Annotated in this window: 16 protein-coding genes; 4 read left to right on the forward strand and 12 right to left on the reverse strand. The window is 60.1% G+C overall.

The window, feature by feature from the left end:
• The first annotated feature begins 202 nt into the window (after nt 1–202).
• Nucleotides 203–550, forward strand: coding sequence for a c-type cytochrome (locus GRI47_RS15365; RefSeq protein ID WP_225982287.1), 348 nt, complete (start codon nt 203–205; stop codon nt 548–550).
• Here the strand turns inward: GRI47_RS15365 and GRI47_RS14485 are convergent.
• Both GRI47_RS14485 and GRI47_RS14490 read right to left on the reverse strand, forming a co-directional pair.
• Complete coding sequence (locus tag GRI47_RS14485) at nt 474–1124, reverse strand: cytochrome b (RefSeq protein WP_063513120.1); 651 nt, start codon at nt 1122–1124, stop codon at nt 474–476. The genes GRI47_RS15365 and GRI47_RS14485 overlap by 77 nt on opposite strands.
• The gene (locus GRI47_RS14490) at nt 1121–1843 is read right to left on the reverse strand and encodes a cytochrome c oxidase assembly protein (protein ID WP_063512715.1); all 723 of its coding nucleotides are present in this window, start codon (nt 1841–1843) and stop codon (nt 1121–1123) included. The genes GRI47_RS14485 and GRI47_RS14490 overlap by 4 nt, the downstream gene beginning before the upstream one ends.
• A 614-nt stretch (nt 1844–2457) precedes the next feature.
• Between GRI47_RS14490 and GRI47_RS14495 the strand changes: the two genes are divergently transcribed.
• Both GRI47_RS14495 and GRI47_RS14500 read left to right on the forward strand, forming a co-directional pair.
• Nucleotides 2458–3870: an HWE histidine kinase domain-containing protein gene (locus GRI47_RS14495; protein WP_160662061.1), complete on the forward strand. Its 1413-nt coding sequence runs from the start codon at nt 2458–2460 to the stop codon at nt 3868–3870.
• Between the two features lie 126 nt (nt 3871–3996).
• Nucleotides 3997–5346, forward strand: a complete 1350-nt coding sequence (locus GRI47_RS14500; protein WP_160662062.1) for an MBL fold metallo-hydrolase — start codon at nt 3997–3999, stop codon at nt 5344–5346.
• A gap of 320 nt (nt 5347–5666) precedes the next feature.
• Here the strand turns inward: GRI47_RS14500 and GRI47_RS14505 are convergent, their stop codons facing one another.
• Nucleotides 5667–5900: a hypothetical protein gene (locus tag GRI47_RS14505; protein ID WP_151885154.1), complete on the reverse strand. Its 234-nt coding sequence runs from the start codon at nt 5898–5900 to the stop codon at nt 5667–5669.
• Nucleotides 5900–6121 (reverse strand): plasmid stabilization protein, encoded by a 222-nt coding sequence (locus GRI47_RS14510; RefSeq protein ID WP_160662063.1) that lies wholly within the window; start codon nt 6119–6121, stop codon nt 5900–5902. The genes GRI47_RS14505 and GRI47_RS14510 overlap by 1 nt, the downstream gene beginning before the upstream one ends.
• 254 nt (nt 6122–6375) lie before the next feature.
• Here GRI47_RS14510 and GRI47_RS14515 point away from each other — a divergent pair, with 254 nt between their 5' ends.
• Entirely contained in the window at nt 6376–6873 is a 498-nt protein-coding gene (locus tag GRI47_RS14515; protein WP_151885156.1) for an MgtC/SapB family protein, read from the forward strand.
• A 76-nt stretch (nt 6874–6949) separates the two neighbouring features.
• Here the strand turns inward: GRI47_RS14515 and GRI47_RS14520 are convergent, their stop codons facing one another.
• From GRI47_RS14520 to GRI47_RS14555, 8 genes are all read right to left on the reverse strand, one after another.
• Nucleotides 6950–7819 (reverse strand): SDR family oxidoreductase, encoded by an 870-nt coding sequence (locus GRI47_RS14520; protein WP_160662064.1) that lies wholly within the window; start codon nt 7817–7819, stop codon nt 6950–6952.
• A gap of 43 nt (nt 7820–7862) precedes the next feature.
• Nucleotides 7863–8480 carry a flavodoxin family protein gene (locus GRI47_RS14525; protein ID WP_151885158.1) on the reverse strand — a complete coding sequence of 206 codons (618 nt, stop codon included), beginning with the start codon at nt 8478–8480 and terminating at the stop codon, nt 7863–7865.
• A gap of 43 nt (nt 8481–8523) precedes the next feature.
• The gene (locus tag GRI47_RS14530; RefSeq protein WP_151885159.1) at nt 8524–9318 is read right to left on the reverse strand and encodes an SDR family NAD(P)-dependent oxidoreductase; all 795 of its coding nucleotides are present in this window, start codon (nt 9316–9318) and stop codon (nt 8524–8526) included.
• Between the two features lie 2 nt (nt 9319–9320).
• On the reverse strand, nt 9321–10502 hold the full coding sequence (locus GRI47_RS14535) for a zinc-dependent alcohol dehydrogenase (RefSeq protein WP_151886458.1): 1182 nt from the start codon (nt 10500–10502) through the stop codon (nt 9321–9323).
• The gene (locus GRI47_RS14540) at nt 10502–11146 is read right to left on the reverse strand and encodes an SRPBCC family protein (RefSeq protein WP_082835782.1); all 645 of its coding nucleotides are present in this window, start codon (nt 11144–11146) and stop codon (nt 10502–10504) included. The genes GRI47_RS14535 and GRI47_RS14540 overlap by 1 nt, the downstream gene beginning before the upstream one ends.
• A gap of 149 nt (nt 11147–11295) precedes the next feature.
• Nucleotides 11296–12342 (reverse strand): fatty acid desaturase, encoded by a 1047-nt coding sequence (locus GRI47_RS14545; RefSeq protein ID WP_337190715.1) that lies wholly within the window; start codon nt 12340–12342, stop codon nt 11296–11298.
• Between the two features lie 407 nt (nt 12343–12749).
• Complete coding sequence (locus tag GRI47_RS14550) at nt 12750–13946, reverse strand: IS91 family transposase (RefSeq protein WP_160661981.1); 1197 nt, start codon at nt 13944–13946, stop codon at nt 12750–12752.
• Between the two features lies 1 nt (nt 13947).
• The gene (locus tag GRI47_RS14555; protein ID WP_160661972.1) at nt 13948–14865 is read right to left on the reverse strand and encodes a tyrosine-type recombinase/integrase; all 918 of its coding nucleotides are present in this window, start codon (nt 14863–14865) and stop codon (nt 13948–13950) included.
• Nucleotides 14866–14991: the final 126 nt, after the last annotated feature.

The raw sequence follows: 14991 nt of genomic DNA on the forward strand, positions 1-14991 counted from the left end.
TCATGGGCTGGACGGCGGCGGCGACGGAGCGTTGGTGCCGAGAATAGCGAGCATGGATACGGGATATCTTGTGCGGCAGCTGGGCTTTTACGCGGACGGCCAACGTAGCCATCCCCAAATGACTTGGCTTGCAGGCCGTCTAAATTCCGAGGAGCGGTTGGCTGTGTCAGCCTATTACGCGGCCATGGACTTTCCGGAGGGCATGGAGGGAAGCACGACTTTGACTGGACCCTCGTGCGAAATCGCAAAAGGATACGAGATCTACCATGCAGGCTTACCCGAACGCGCTCTATCGTCCTGCGCATCTTGCCATGGGGAAACCGGTCTGGGCTCGGGTGGCGGCAACCCACCCCTGATCGGTCAAAGCGCTGAGTACCACGCCGAACAATTGCGACGCTGGCGCAACGGTGAGCGATACGGCGATGCACTAAACGTCATGCACGATGCGGCCAGCAAGCTGCAAGAGAGCGAAATCAGCCCACTCGCGGCGTATATTGCGTATGGTCCGGAGCCGTCTCGTCGTCTCGGATTTCCGGAAGAATGCCCCTGACTGTATCATCGCGATCCCAGAAATGGTGTTTCAGTGCCGCAATGACATGCAGCGGCACCAGCAATGCGAGGCCGATAACGCCTAGGACATGAAGGCTCTCCGCCCAGTCGAGTACTTGATACTGCCACGCTGGGGAGAGTGTATGAAAGGGCATCGGGGGTATAGCGACCAATCCGGCAAGCCGCAGAGGCTGCACCGGCTGTATCGCCGACCACATCGCCCATCCGCTCAGCGGAAGTAGCGCGAACAGGCCATAGAAAAGGTACTGTGTGATATGTGCTGCCGTGCTCTGCCAGCTTGGCGCATCGGCGTCGTTGACCGGATCGGGGACAAAAAGCCGCCAGCCAAACCTCAAGATGGCGAGGAACAGAATGGTCAGCCCCAGCTCGCTATGCAATTCGTAGGTGGCAAGCTTGCTTGCCCCGACGGGATAGCGCGACATCATCCAACCTGAGCCGAGCTGAAAGAGAACCAACCCTGCCATTATCCAGTGAAACCAGACACCGACCGGAGAATACTTCCCATGCTCGGTATAACTGACCGCCCATCTTCGGATTAGGTCATGAAGCCTCATGCAGCCGCTCTGTTACCAAGCGATCGATAGAGTATCGTCAATGCAGCGATTAGATAGACCAGGCTCGCGGGGGCCCACATAACGATACCCGCAATCTGCTGATCCTCGATCGGCGAGAGACCCCACAAGCGGGTCGTTAGCCAATGTGGCGCATAATACGCACGGTGCGCAAAGGTAAGTAGCGCGCCAAGTGCCCCCATTGCGACCATCGTCGCCAACAGCCCTGTCGCGGCAGCTGGAGCCGGCGATCGAATGACCTTGACCCACCAGGCTGCTGCCGTGGCGACAATGCTGATTTGCATGAGCCAGAAAACCGCGTCGCTACTCATCGCCAGTTCGTACAATTGAGGAGCATGCCAGGCCCAGAAGGTGATGGCATGTACCGCAGTCCATACGGTCAACGTCCCGGGCAAGCTCTTGTCCTCGAGCCGAAAGGCCGCAATGAGCAATGGGGCGAAGACCGCTGCGAGTATGACATCGTGGATGATGCGAACTGTGAACAATGCGGATCCGAGCGCGCAGAAGGGGCTGATGTAGAGAAGGCAGAAGACGATCAGGAGTGCGTATGTCGGCGTGGCTCTCAGACTTTCGCGTTGCCAATATGCGCCCCCTACCACGACCAGAAGGCAGGCGACCAATTCGGGTGCGAAATTCCAATTGGTTAACCAGCCCCCAGGATCTGGAGCTTTTCCGCAATAGGGCAACCAATCGTGCAGCATCCGTCTCCCGTGAGCGTGTGGTTAGATCAGCAATAAAGCTCACAACAGTCTTTGGTGTCCTGCAAACCGACGCAATGAGCAGATAGCGATCGCAACCTAGGATGAAAGACGCTCGGACAGAATTTAGGGTCCCGAGAGCATGTAGGTAGGCCATAATCGGTGAACCGCATTCGCTCTGATCATACCCGTGAGCCAGGTGAAGGTCGGCTTTGGCTACAATCGCGTCTGAAGCCGACCGTCCGCTACCGGCCCAAAGACGCCAGGCTGCTCTCCGTGGGACCTGTCGGTCGGCTCAGCGCCCCAAATCCAGACGTTCATGATCAGTCCCGAACAGATTGAAAGCGGCCGCATTTCTTAGTTCGATTTATCCCAGATTCGGGAGCATCTCGACCCAGAGAGGGAAACGAACGGACTCGAGAGACCGTCACTTCAGTGTCACTTAGGAATTTGAGTTAGAGACGAGGCATGGCCGCGAGCGAACTTGAGGGATCTCGGCTATCAGTTGCCAAGCCTGTCACCTAATTGTAACCTGCGCTGGAATTGGGGGTCGTATGAGAGAAGTGGGTCCCATAGCCGAATTGCCGCCAGCCGTGACACTTCGTGCGGCGAACATTGTGGCAAAGACCTCCAGCGCGATTGGCCGAAGTTTCTTCCCCGCCCTCAGTCAAGCCCTGGCTCAGGAATTTGGTGTTCGGTGGGTCTTCGTTGGACAGTTCGAGCCATCAGAATGGGATACTGCATCGACGCTCGCATTCTGGGACGACGGCCCCGCTGTCAACTTCTCCTACCACTTGGCCAACACTCCTTGCGCAGATGTTAGAGACAACCGCGCTTGTTGCTTTCCCGATAACATTCAGCAGTTGTTTCCGCAGGACCACATGCTCGCCGAGATGGGTGCGCGAAGCTATGCGGGCGCGCCTTTGCGCGCAGCGGATGGACGTGTGTTGGGGCTGATCGCCATGCTCGATACAGAGCCGTTCGCCTGCTCTGACACGATCATTCAGGTTCTAGAATTGTGTTCGGGCCGGGCCGCTGCCGAACTCGAACGTATCGTGACGGCTTCACTGAATGAACGGTTAGGTCGAATTATTGAAGCTTCAATCAGCGAAGCTTACGTTTTCGATGGGAGCACCTATCGATTCGAACTCGTGAATAGAGGTGCGCGCGAAAATTTGGGTTACTCAATGCCCGAACTGCGCAAATTGACTCCATGGGATCTGAAGCCCGAGTTTTCGAAAAGAGAGTTTCTCGATTATGTCGATCCGCTCAAGACCGGACAGGTTCCAGTATTGCGCTTCGAAACCAACCATCTGAGAAAAGACGGAACGACTTATCCTGTCGCTGTCGAGCTTCAGTACTTCCCCGATGCTGGTTCAGTATTTTTTGCTTCTATTTCAGATGAGACCGAACGAAAGAAACAGGAAGAGCGCGAACAGTTGCTCCTACGCGAAGTCAACCATCGCGCGAAGAATATCCTTGCGGTCGTGCAGGTGCTCGCTCGACAATCTGCCAAACACGAGCCGGAGGATTTCTTAAACCGGCTAGAGGTGCGGATTGCCGCTCTAGCAGCCAGCCACGACGTACTTGTAAACCACGCATGGCAAGAAGTTCCATTGGAAGAGCTCGTGCGTTCGCAATTGGGCCATTTCGAAAGTTTGATTGGCGATCGTATCAATCTTGATGGGCCAGCTTTGACAATGCTCCCAAGCGCAGCGCAGTCTTTCGGAATGACTTTGCACGAGCTCGCAACCAACGCAGCCAAATATGGTGCTCTCGCTAACGAGTCGGGGACGGTAACCATCTCCTGGGAGCTGACGGTCAACAAGGAGGGCGAGAGAGTTCTTGATTTGCGTTGGGAAGAGCTCGGTGGCCTAGAAGTGACCGCTCCCGACCGTCAGGGTTTTGGATCGATGCTGATAGAGCGCAGTCTGGCCCAGCAATTTGGCTGCAAAGTTCAGATCGATTACCGACCGGAAGGATTGACCTCCCGGTTCAGCGTTCCATCGAAGCTTGTTTTGGCTTCGTAGCATTCATGACCTTCATAGCTTCATAACAAGGCCTTTAACCCGGCGTTGCAGCACCTCCGGGAAATTCGCACGGATTGCCTCGGAACTTGGGCGATCATCGTGACATTGATCGATTAGGAGGCTAACATGTTACTCGAAAAAATCAAAACCCCCGGACTTTCCCATCTTTCTTACTTGCTCGGGGCGGGAGGTAAGGCTGCCGTTATCGACCCTCGTAGGGACTGCGAAATCTATGTCGAGAAGGCACGAAACGAAGGCCTGCGGATCACCCATATCTTCGAGACCCATCGCAACGAAGACCTGGTTTCCGGTGCGCCCATACTCGCAGAGCTGACCGGGGCGGAAGTGTTCCACGGCCCCAACGCGGACGGCGAGGTGGTATACGCAAAGACCACGAGAGAAGGCGACTGCCACGCGATCGGTCAACTCGAGATCCGCGTCCTCGAAACTCCGGGCCATACCTTCGACCACGTCGCCTATGCCATCTTCGATAGCGAGTATCCCGACAAGGCAGTCGGCGTTTTCACCGGCGACGCGCTGTTTGTCGGCGATGTTGGCCGAACCGATTTCTACCCCGATCGCAAGCGCGAGGTCGCGAGCTTACTCTTCGACTCGCTTCACAAGATCTGCGATCTTGGCGACCAGGCAATTATTTATCCCGCACACGGTGCCGGTTCGGTGTGCGGATCGGGTATGGCGGACAGGGAGTTTTCTACGGTCGGTCACGAGCGCCGCAACAACCCAATGCTCCAGATCGAGGATCGCGACGCGTTCATCGATCGCAAGGTGAACGAGAACCATTACCAACCACCCTATTTCCGGCTGATGGAACATCTCAACCTGGTGGGCGGCGAGGCCGCACCGCGCGTGCTCCGACCCCAACCGATGAGCCTTGGCGAACTATCGTCCTGCGATGCCGGCAGGGTAATCGATGTCCGCGAGCCACTTGCCTATGCGGCGGGGCATCTTCCGGGCAGCATCAACCTACCGGTCGGCATGATCCCGGCCTTTGCCGGATGGTTCGTTAGCGAAGGCGAAAAGCTCGCGCTGGTGGCTTCGTCGCAGGACCAGCTATCAACCGCAATGGAGCATCTGGTGAGGATTGCACTCGACAACATCGTCGGGGGATATGTCGGTGTGGTTCCAGCCGCAGCCTCGGGGAAAACCATGCGCTCGATCCCGATGATCGGGACGAAAGAAGTCGAACGCCGCTTGCAGGAAAAGCCCGGCGACTGGACCTTGCTCGACGTGCGAGATGCTGACGAGCGGCAGGCGCAAGCGATTGAAGGGTCTCGTCACATCTATGTCGGCGAACTGAACGAGAAGTGGAAAGACCTCGACCCCCGCCAGCGTTACACGCTCATGTGCGCGAGCGGCATGCGCGCGACCGTCGCCGCCGGCTGGCTTGATGCGCATGGGTTCGACCATCTCGATGTGTATCTGGGTTCGATGGGGGCCTGGAAAGCCGCGTCTTAGCGGGCTAGTCTCATGGGCGCTGCGTAGCCAACGGTTGGGAAACTGGTCCGAGAGCCGATCCCGAAATATCTTTCCACGCTTGCTTTTCGCGTTGGCTAGAACTTTTTTCGCGCGCACTTATCGCTTAGCCCACAACTTCCGCTTTCCACGGTAGCGGGAATTAAGCGGTATGTCCGCAGTCGGCCCAGCAGCCGCCGTCGATAAGGCGTCCTGATTTTGGACGTTCACGGCTGCTTTCGGATCCCCTTTTAGCTGCCGATGCGGCGAATTCGAAAGCAGACGTAGAGCTGGAAACTGCCCGCGATTTAAGGGTCGCTCGGCTATAATTTCGTTAAGCGTTCAGCTCGCCGAGGCTTACCAACCAGCCACACGCCCGTTTCCGCCACCAGTTCCATCGAACAGATCGGAGCGCCATCTTCGTAGAGATCGGCGTGTCCGGCTTCGACCATGGCCTTGGCCTTGTCCAAAGCTCCGGCAATCGAGAGACATTCGAAGTCGATCTCTTCAATCACGGAATTGTGATCATCGCGGGCGCGGAGCTTGTAGCTATGCATCACTTGCTTTCCGCTCCGTATTCGCTGGAACTCTTTTTGCCGCCTTGGCCGCCCCGGCCGGAGCCGGACTTGTTGCCGCCGCCGCTTTCCTTGTTGACGGTCGCCCAGGCGCGACGTTCGGCTTCTTCCTGCGAGACGCTGCGGTCCTCGTAGCTCACTTCGATGTGCTCGGCCTTGCGCTTCTGCTTGTCGGTGTATTTGTCCTTGTCTCCCTTCGCCATAACGTTTCTCCTCGTGTCGTGTCGAGAACCCGTCCGCGCTAAGAAAATATATGAGCAACCCCGTATGGGGCAAGGGTTCCACGAAGAGATTGTCTTACGTTTGCAACGGGTTATCGTAGGGGCGCTGCTCGGCTGTCTACAGGAGAGAGCATCCCACCCGGCAATTGCAGCACTCGGGTTGGTTATCCTATCAGCTTGCGACGAGCGCGAAGACCTCATCCCGGGGACCCGGGCAGAAAGCGGAATAGCGAACCATGGAACTCAACCCCGTCACATCCATCGAATGGCTAGATTGGGATATCATCAGCCGGCTTGGCGTGGCTGCAATTCTCGGTCTGGTGCTGGGGCTCGATCGCGAGTGGCGCGGCCATGCCGCTGGCATGCGAACGCATGGCCTGATCTGTGTCTCGGCTGCGGCCATGGTCGTGTCGATCATGGCCCTGTACCATCAGCTCGACGGTCCGCGGATGGACCCCTTGCGACTGTTCGAGGCAGCCGGAGCGTTCATCGGGATAATCGGGGCCGGCCTGATCGTCTTCAGCAAGGGCCAACTCCACAATCTGACGACGGCGGCCCATCTATGGCTAGCGACCATGGTGGGTATTGCCTGCGGTGCTGCGCAATGGCCCCTGGTGGCAATTCTGACCGTAGTCAGCCTGATCATGATCACGGTCTTGCGGGTTGCGGAGGACAAGTTCGGCAAGGAGGACCGCAACATCGCGCGCTCGATCGGAAGGTCGCCCGACGAATAGGCGTCCGCGTCATATCCACGTATCCGTCGGAGCAGCGGTCAGCCGCGCTGTGTCGCCCGTCACTCGGGCCGACAGATCATATCATCGGTTTGCCGCCGGTAACGGCGATTGTGGCTCCCGAGATATAGCTCGCTTCGTCGCTCGCCAGCATGACGTATGGCGGCGCGAGTTCGGCGGGCTGCGCGGGGCGGCCGAGCGGATAATCCTTCCCGAATTCGGCGACGTCCTCTTCCGGCATCGTAGAGGGGATAAGCGGTGTCCAAACCGGCCCGGGCGCGACGCAGTTCACCCGGATTTTCCGGTCTGCCAGTAGTTGCGCGAGGCCTGCCGTGTAATTCTGGATCGCCCCCTTCGTCGTCGCATAGGGCAGCAGTGTAGGATTGGGCTGGTCGGAATTGATCGATGCCGAATTGATGATCGAACTGCCCTCAGCCATGTGGGGCAAAGCGGCTTTGGCGAGATAGAACATCGCGTGGATGTTGGTGGCGAAGGTCCGCTCCCACTCCTCGTAGGGAATGTCCTCCAATGTCTCGAAAGTCATCTGGTGGGCAGCGTTGTTCACCAGCACATCGATACCGCCGAAGGTGCGGGCAGCCTCGTCGATTATCGCCCGGCAATGCGCCGCATCGCTTATATCGCCGCGCATCAAGGCGCATTTGCGCCCGGCTTTTTCGACCCATTCCTTCGTTTCCTGCGCGTCGCGATCCTCGCACAGATAGGCTATCAGCACATCCGCGCCTTCGCGCGCGAAGGCGATTGCGACCGCGCGACCGATCCCGCTGTCGCCGCCGGTGATGACGACCCTTTTTCCTTCGAGACGGCCGGAGCCCTCGTAGCTGTCTTCGCCGTGATCGGGCTTGGGGTGCATTGCCTCGGTCGCGCCCGGAACACGCTGTTGCTGCTCAGGCAGGGGCGGCTCGATCCGGTTGGTGGTTCCTTGTCCCATGATGGTCTCCCAAGAGATTACGGAATGTGAGCGTTCCGGGCCGTCAGGACTTCGTCCCGGGGTAGGTGTCGCCTGCGAGAAGTTTGGCGAGATGCGCGGCATTGATCGCGCACATCTGTGCGGTCTCGGTCACCGCATCGGGGGTTTCGGCCAACTCCTTGAAGTCGGTGCTGCCCATCGCCTCGCCGACCCAATAGCAGGCCGCGCCCGCCGGGATCGTCCAGCCGGTGTCGTTGAGCGACTGGAACAGCTGCGCCGAGCTCCAGTGCGCGCCATCCTCATTGCCGACGATCGCGGCAATCGCCACCTTGCCGAAGCTCGGCATCCGGCCCTGAACGTCGGTTTCGCTGGTGAAGGCATCCATGCGTTCGAGCACGCGTTTGGCGACCGACCCGATCTGTCCCATCCAGATCGGCCCGCCGAAAACGAGGATGTCGTGGCTCAAGATTTTCGCGCGGATACCCGGCCAGTCGTCGCCCTCGCCCTCGTCCGACGTCACGCCCGGGGGGACATTGTAATCGGCGATGCGGATGGTTTCGGCCAGTTCGACATCCTGCTCGGCCAGATGCTCTTTCAGCACGGCGATCATGGCGTCGGTCGAGCTTGCTTCGCCCGAGGATTTCTTGAGCGAGCAGTTCAGGGCGATGGCGGTGAGAGGCATAGGTGTTCTCCTCGGTTGTTGCGATTGGCGAAGGCGTGCGGCCTTAGCTATCGTCGGGTTCGGCCATGCGGCGGTGCATCTGTGCCAGCACCGTGTCGGGGATCACGCCGGCGAACATATCCTGGATCTTGTTCATGAAGCCGCTGACCGTGTGCGCGTCGCCTTCGAGAAGGGCCTTGTAGCCCGCCTCGGCGACCATGGCGGGATCGTCCTTGCTGTCCGATTTCCCGACATCGGTGTTCTGGAGCCCGGCGCGGTCGAAGAACTGGGTGTCCGTTGGCCCCGGCATCAGGCACGAGACGACGACGTCGGTATCCTTGAGCTCGTTGCGCAGCCCGAAGCAGAAGTAATCGATGTAGCTCTTGGTGCTGTTGTAGACGAGCTGGAAAGCGCCCGGGATGTGCCCCGCGATCGAACCGGTCACGAGGATGCGGCCGGCATTCTTCGCCCGCATCTTCTGCCCGACATGGTGCAGCAGCCAGGTCGTGCCGGTGACATTGGTGTGGATGACATGGGCGATGTCCTTCCACTCCTGATCGAGGAACGCTTCGCCCAGTCCGTGGCCGGCATTGGCGAGCAGGACATCGGGCGTACGGTCGCCGAGCGCCGTCACGAGGGCCTGGAGGCCATCGCGGGTGGCGAGATCGGCTTCGACCGTCTCGACACCTGCGGCACCGCACTGCCGCGCGCCGGCTTCGGCCGCGCCAAGATCGCGGTCGGCGGCGAGGATCAGGTCGCAGCCATCGCGGGCCGCCAGCTTCGTGAGCTCGAGCCCGATGCCGCTCGAAGCACCGGTGATCACGCATAGCCCAGACAGCTTGTCGATTTTCCCGGCCATGATCAGTTCTCCATCCCGGGCTTCAGAATGACCTTGGTCCATTCATTCTGCTGCTCCTTGAAATTCTTGTAGCCCTCGGCTGCCTGTTCGAGCGGCAAGCGGTGGCTGATCAGGAACGTGGTATCGAGCGTGCCATCCTCGATCTTCTCGAGCAGCTGCTTGGTATATTTCTGGACATGGGTCTGGCCGCCGCGGACCTGCAGGCCCTTCTCCATCATCGCCCCGAGCGGCCACTTGTCGGTCATCCCGCCATAGACGCCCGGGATCGAGACCTTGCCGCCGAACCGGACCGCGAGAATTGCTTGCTTCAGCGCGCTCGCGCGGTCGGCGCCCATGCCGACCTTCTGCTTCACGACGTCGAACATGTTGTCGATCGCGAAGCCGTGCGATTCCATGCCGACCGCGTCGATCACCGCATCCACGCCGATCCCGCCGGACATTTCCATCAGGGCCTCGCGCACATCGGTCTCGCGGAAGTCGATGATCTCCGCGCCCAGCTGCTTCGCCAGCGCCAGGCGGTTCGGATAGTGGTCGATCGCGATTACCCTGGATGCGCCCATCACGATGGCCGACTGGATCGCGAACAATCCGACCGGGCCGCAGCCCCACACCGCGACGGTATCGTCAGGCTGGATGTCGGCATTTTCCGCCGCCATCCAGCCGGTCGGGAGGATGTCCGAGAGGAACAGTACCTTGTCGTCCTCCAAATGGTCGGGAACGACGATCGGGCCGACATCGGAAAAGGGCACTCGGGCGTATTCCGCCTGTCCGCCGGAATAGCCGCCGGTCAGGTGCGAATAGCCGAACAGCGCGGCCATCGGCTGGCCGTAGAGCGTCGCCGACATATCCTGCTTTTCAGCCGGGTTGGAATTGTCGCAGGCGGAATATTGCTGCTGCTTGCAATGGAAACAGCCGCCGCAGCTGATCGTGAAAGGCACGACGACGCGCTGCCCTTTCTTCAGATCGCTCGCAGACCCCGTCTCGACGACTTCGCCCATGAATTCATGGCCCAGCACATCGCCCGGCGCCACGCCGGGAATGACGCCATCATAAAGGTGAAGGTCGGACCCGCAGATGGCCGTGCTGGTGATCTTGATGATCGCATCGCGGGGATTGATGATTTCCGGATCGCTGACCGTGTCCACGCGAACGTCGTTGGTTCCATGCCAGGTAAGTGCTCGCATCATCCGTTCTCCTGCTTGGCTGCACGGGTTTCGTCCCGCGTTCGCGCCGATGTCGCTATTTCCCCGGTTTCCATGAGCATCTTGAAACGCTTCAGATCATGCCGGGCCTGGACCTGCGGCTCGCGCAAAAACAGCTTCGCCACCGCTCGGCCGAGCGCGCCTGCAGGCGGGTCGTAGGCCATCACCAGGCTGACCCTGGTTCCGCGCTCGCCCGGTGCATCCTCGAAGCGAACTTCGCCGCTGGTCTCGATCTCGGAATCCTCGACCGATCGCCAGGCGATCAACTCGTTCTGCTTCTTGCTGGCGATTTCGGTTTTCACCGCTACCGTCTGGCCCGCGGGGGCCTTGATCCGCCAGGTCGATGCTCCGTCTGCGCCGGCTTCGATCGCTTCCACATTCTCCATGAATTGCGGCAGGTTGGAGAAGTCCGACCAGAATGCGAACAATTCGGCTCGCGGCTTGCGGATGGTTACCGATCGTCCGACCTGCGCGTTGTCGCCTTCAGGCTGGCGTTTGGTATGGTTGGCGGCATCGTCATATCCACGATTTTGGTGCCTGTTGGACAGGAACGCTCCGAATGCGATCGCTCCGGCAGTTAGAACGACGCCGCCCAATCCGGCGCCGATTTTGGAATTTTGAGACATAGGTTTTCTCCGCGACATGATGACGCAGCGAATTCCCGCTCAAACAGTTCCGGACATTTACGGCGAGGCGTTGGTGGGTTGGGGTCAATCCTACCGAGGCACTCTTCAGCGGCGTTCAGGGCCGGATCTAGCTATTTGAAAGCGCAAGCTTAGCCCATCATCTTCTCGGCTTCAGCAAACGTCACCATACGCTGCTGTTCCTCATCCCACAGAGCCAGACGGAACGCGCTGAGCGATTCCCATGCCGTGTAGCGGTTGAGATCGCGTAGAGCCGGATGCGCCTTCAGGACTTCGGGCAGGCGGTGGAACGGTATCGTGCTCGAAAGGTGGTGCACGTGGTGGATGCCGATATTGCCGGTAAACCAGCGCAGAACCGGCTGCAGATCTAAATGTGTGCTGCCCATCAGGGCGGCTTCGGCGAAGGACCAGTCGGATTTGCTTTCCCAGTATGCGTGGGGGAACTGGTGCTGGATGTAGAACAGCCACACTCCCATGCTCGCGGCAAAGAGCAGAGTCGGCAGAAATACTGCCAGCGTCACTCCGAAGCCGACTAACCATATTGGCACGGCTAGGATTGCGAGAGTGGCAAGGTTCGTGCCCAGCGCGCTGATCCAGAACTTCCAGCCCTCTTTCATTAACCCCACTGGCAGACGGTGCCGCAGCAGAAAGAGGTAGGCGGGGCCGAAGCCAAGCAAGGTCAACGGGTGGCGGTATAGGCGATATCCGAGCCGCTGGGTCCTCGATCTCTCACAATACTCGCGCACCGTCAGCGTATCGACATCGCCAAAGCCGCGCTTGTCGAGATTGCCGGTCATGGCGTGATGACGCGCGTGACTGAGGCTCCAGCAATCATAGGGCGTGAGCGTGAAGACGCCCAGCATCCGCCCGAACCAGTCATTACTCCGCCGCTCCCGCAGGAAGGATCCGTGGCCGCAATCGTGCTGGATAATGAAGAGGCGCAGTAGGAACAGTCCGGCGAGCGGAGTAAGCGCGAGAGCGAGCAGGTAACCCGCGTCCGCGGCTGCGATAATCGCGGCGAACAGTCCAAGAAAGGGGATCAGCGTGATGCCAAGCTCCCACAGGCTGCGCCCCGGTTGTGGATCGCGGAACACCTGAAGGTCGCGCATCAACTGACGAGGGTCGGGCATGGCGGGGCGGACGATTGCCGAGGCCGCCACAGAACGAGAAACACTCACTCGCGATCCGCTAATGTGGCATGGCACGATTGTCACGCAGGATCGACTGTGCTCGGAAATGCTGGCGACTTTCCGTATGTCCCGCGCCAAAAGCGGACTGTCCACTAACGTGAAGGGTTCCGGGCGCCGTAGGCGTACGGAAGTCCCCGAAGCACGAACCCGCGGGCCGCATGCGTTGGGCTATGGGGATTTCGGTTTTCTGTCGATCCAGGTGGCTTGATGACACTGGCTGGGAAGCGTGCCGGATGGGTCAGGTGGGCAGGTCTGTGGCCCGGATTTGGTCAGCAGATCGCTCAATAGCGATGGTGTCATGGCGGTTTTCATGCGACTGATGATCTGCAGGACGAGCGGCGGCATTGCCGGAAGCCTATCACGTGCCCGGTTCGGTGAGATCGAGCCATGCCGGGTCATGGCGCAAATTTCCGGATGGGCGGTATGGAGGATGGCGGCGCGCGTGGTTGCTGCCAGCGCGCAAAGGTCTCGATGACGATCATGTGCCCGCCGCAATGTGGGCACGGCGGGCGGTAATCTTCTGGCTCATCGGTGATCTCATCTTCTGGAGGTGGCGCGACCTCCAGCAGTTTGCGGGCGAGCGCGATATTGGCCTTGTGCGTGGCACCAGCGAGCAGGCCGTAATGGCGGATACGGTGGAAGCCGGTTGGCAGGACATGGAGCAGGAACCGGCGGATGAACTCGTCGGCGGGCAGCGTCATGACCTGCTGGCGGTCGGTGCCGTCTCGACGATAGTCTTTGTAGCGGAAGATGACATCTTGGCCATCGAACCGGATCAGGCGACTGTTCGATATGGCGACGCGGTGAGTGTAGCGCGAGAGATAGGCGAGCACCGCTTCGGGTCCGGCGAAGGGCGGCTTGGTGTAGACCACCCAGCGCTTCTTGCGCACTGGTGAGAGGTGCTTGAGAAACGTCCGCCGATCAGTCAGCCCGGTCAACTTGCCGAAGAAAGCGAGCCTGCCCGCATTATGCAGCGCCATCAGTCGGGTGAGGAACAGGCGGCGGAACAAGGCACCCAGCACCCGCACCGGCAGCAGGAAGGCCGGGCGTGACGATATCCATCGCTTGCCATCGGGCGTAATACCGCCACCCGGGACGATCATGTGGACATGCGGATGATGCGTCATGGCCGATCCCCATGTGTGAAGCACGGCGGTGATGCCGATCTTTGCGCCGAGGTGCTTCGGGTCGGACGCAATCGTCATCATGGTCTCTGCCGCAGCCTTGAACAGCAGATCATAGACCAGCGCCTTGTTGGTAAAGGCAATGGCGGCAACCTCGGCCGGCAGGGTAAACACGACGTGGAAGTATCCGACCGGCAGCAGATCGGCTTCGCGCGCTGCCAGCCATGTGCGCGCCGCACCGCCCTGGCACCTGGGGCAGTGCCGGTTACGACACGAGTTGTAGGCGATCCGCCAGTGCCCGCAACAGGCGCAGGCCTCGACATGGCCGCCCAGCGCAGCGGTCCGGCAATGCTCGATCGCTGACATGACCTTGAGCTGCTGCAGGCTCAGATGTCCTGCATGGGTGGCCCGGTATGCTGGACCAGTAGCGCAGAAGATGTCAGCGACCTCGAACGAGGTGCGCACCAGTTCAGCCCGGTGGTGTCCCCTCACTGGGCAGGAACATGCCTAGCTTGTCGAGCGGACTGGTCACCGCATGCATTGTTCTGGTTGCGACCCTGGTGTAGAAGGCGGTGTTCTCCAGCTTGGCATGGCCGAGCAATGCCTGGATGATGCGGATATCGATGCCGTCTTCGAGCAGGTGGGTAGCAAAGCTGTGGCGCAGCGTGTGCGGGCTGACGCGCTTGGCGATCCCTGCAGCCTGTGCCGCCTCGACGACAATGCGGTGCAGTTGCCTTGTGCTGATCGGCTTCATGGCATGCAGGCCAGGGAACAGCCAGCCATCATGGTGCATCACGCCTTGCTCACGGCCCAGCTTCCACCATTGCCGCAGCAGGGTGAGCAGATCGGCAGGCAGCATGGCATTGCGATACTGGCCGCCTTTGCCGCGTTCGACCCGGAGCAGCATCCGCTCGCTGTCCACGTCGCGCACCTTGAGCATCGCCACTTCGCCCACGCGCAGACCGGCGCCATAGGCGACCGACAATGCGGCTTGGTGCTTGAGGCAGGTGGTCGCGCCCAGCAGCCGGACAACTTCATCCCTGCTCAGCACCACCGGCAGCTTGCGCATCTGCTTCATGCGAACGAGCCGCCGGGCAAGGTCAGGCCGGTCGAGTGTATGGGTGAAGAAGAAGCGCAGTGCCGAAACCACGCTGTTCATGGTTGGTATGGGCATGCCTGCTTCACGCTGCTCGACCTGGAAGCGGCGCAGATCTTCCGATGTCGCCGTATCGGGAGGACGCCCAAGGAAGGCGGCGAACCGCCCCACGTCGCGGACATAATTACGCTGCGTCTCGCGGCTGAAGTGCCGCATGGTCATATCGTCGATCAGCCGCTGACGCAGCGGGCTGACCGGAGTGGCTGGAATAACCGGTACAAGATCGTTCATCGCTCGACTCCTCAGTTGAAGGAGCCGGAATGTTCGGCCTTGATCAGTCCCCGCGCTACGCCTGTCGTTCTACTTCACCCCCTCCGCCAGCACCCCTCCCGCGCAGCGGGTTCGTGCTCCGGCCCA

Source organism: Qipengyuania pelagi, assembly GCF_009827295.1.
Lineage (GTDB): Bacteria > Pseudomonadota > Alphaproteobacteria > Sphingomonadales > Sphingomonadaceae > Qipengyuania > Qipengyuania pelagi.

What these genes read in the sequence shown, in the direction of transcription:
- GRI47_RS15365 (WP_225982287.1), top strand. Translation starts at nt 203, where the DNA reads ATGGAGGGAAGCACGACTTTGACTGGACCCTCGTGCGAAATCGCAAAA.
- GRI47_RS14485 (WP_063513120.1), bottom strand. Translation starts at nt 1,124, where the DNA reads ATGAGGCTTCATGACCTAATCCGAAGATGGGCGGTCAGTTATACCGAG.
- GRI47_RS14490 (WP_063512715.1), bottom strand. Translation starts at nt 1,843, where the DNA reads ATGCTGCACGATTGGTTGCCCTATTGCGGAAAAGCTCCAGATCCTGGG.
- GRI47_RS14500 (WP_160662062.1), top strand. Translation starts at nt 3,997, where the DNA reads ATGTTACTCGAAAAAATCAAAACCCCCGGACTTTCCCATCTTTCTTAC.
- GRI47_RS14505 (WP_151885154.1), bottom strand. Translation starts at nt 5,900, where the DNA reads ATGCATAGCTACAAGCTCCGCGCCCGCGATGATCACAATTCCGTGATT.
- GRI47_RS14510 (WP_160662063.1), bottom strand. Translation starts at nt 6,121, where the DNA reads ATGGCGAAGGGAGACAAGGACAAATACACCGACAAGCAGAAGCGCAAG.
- GRI47_RS14515 (WP_151885156.1), top strand. Translation starts at nt 6,376, where the DNA reads ATGGAACTCAACCCCGTCACATCCATCGAATGGCTAGATTGGGATATC.
- GRI47_RS14520 (WP_160662064.1), bottom strand. Translation starts at nt 7,819, where the DNA reads ATGGGACAAGGAACCACCAACCGGATCGAGCCGCCCCTGCCTGAGCAG.
- GRI47_RS14525 (WP_151885158.1), bottom strand. Translation starts at nt 8,480, where the DNA reads ATGCCTCTCACCGCCATCGCCCTGAACTGCTCGCTCAAGAAATCCTCG.
- GRI47_RS14530 (WP_151885159.1), bottom strand. Translation starts at nt 9,318, where the DNA reads ATGGCCGGGAAAATCGACAAGCTGTCTGGGCTATGCGTGATCACCGGT.
- GRI47_RS14535 (WP_151886458.1), bottom strand. Translation starts at nt 10,502, where the DNA reads ATGCGAGCACTTACCTGGCATGGAACCAACGACGTTCGCGTGGACACG.
- GRI47_RS14540 (WP_082835782.1), bottom strand. Translation starts at nt 11,146, where the DNA reads ATGTCTCAAAATTCCAAAATCGGCGCCGGATTGGGCGGCGTCGTTCTA.
- GRI47_RS14555 (WP_160661972.1), bottom strand. Translation starts at nt 14,865, where the DNA reads ATGAACGATCTTGTACCGGTTATTCCAGCCACTCCGGTCAGCCCGCTG.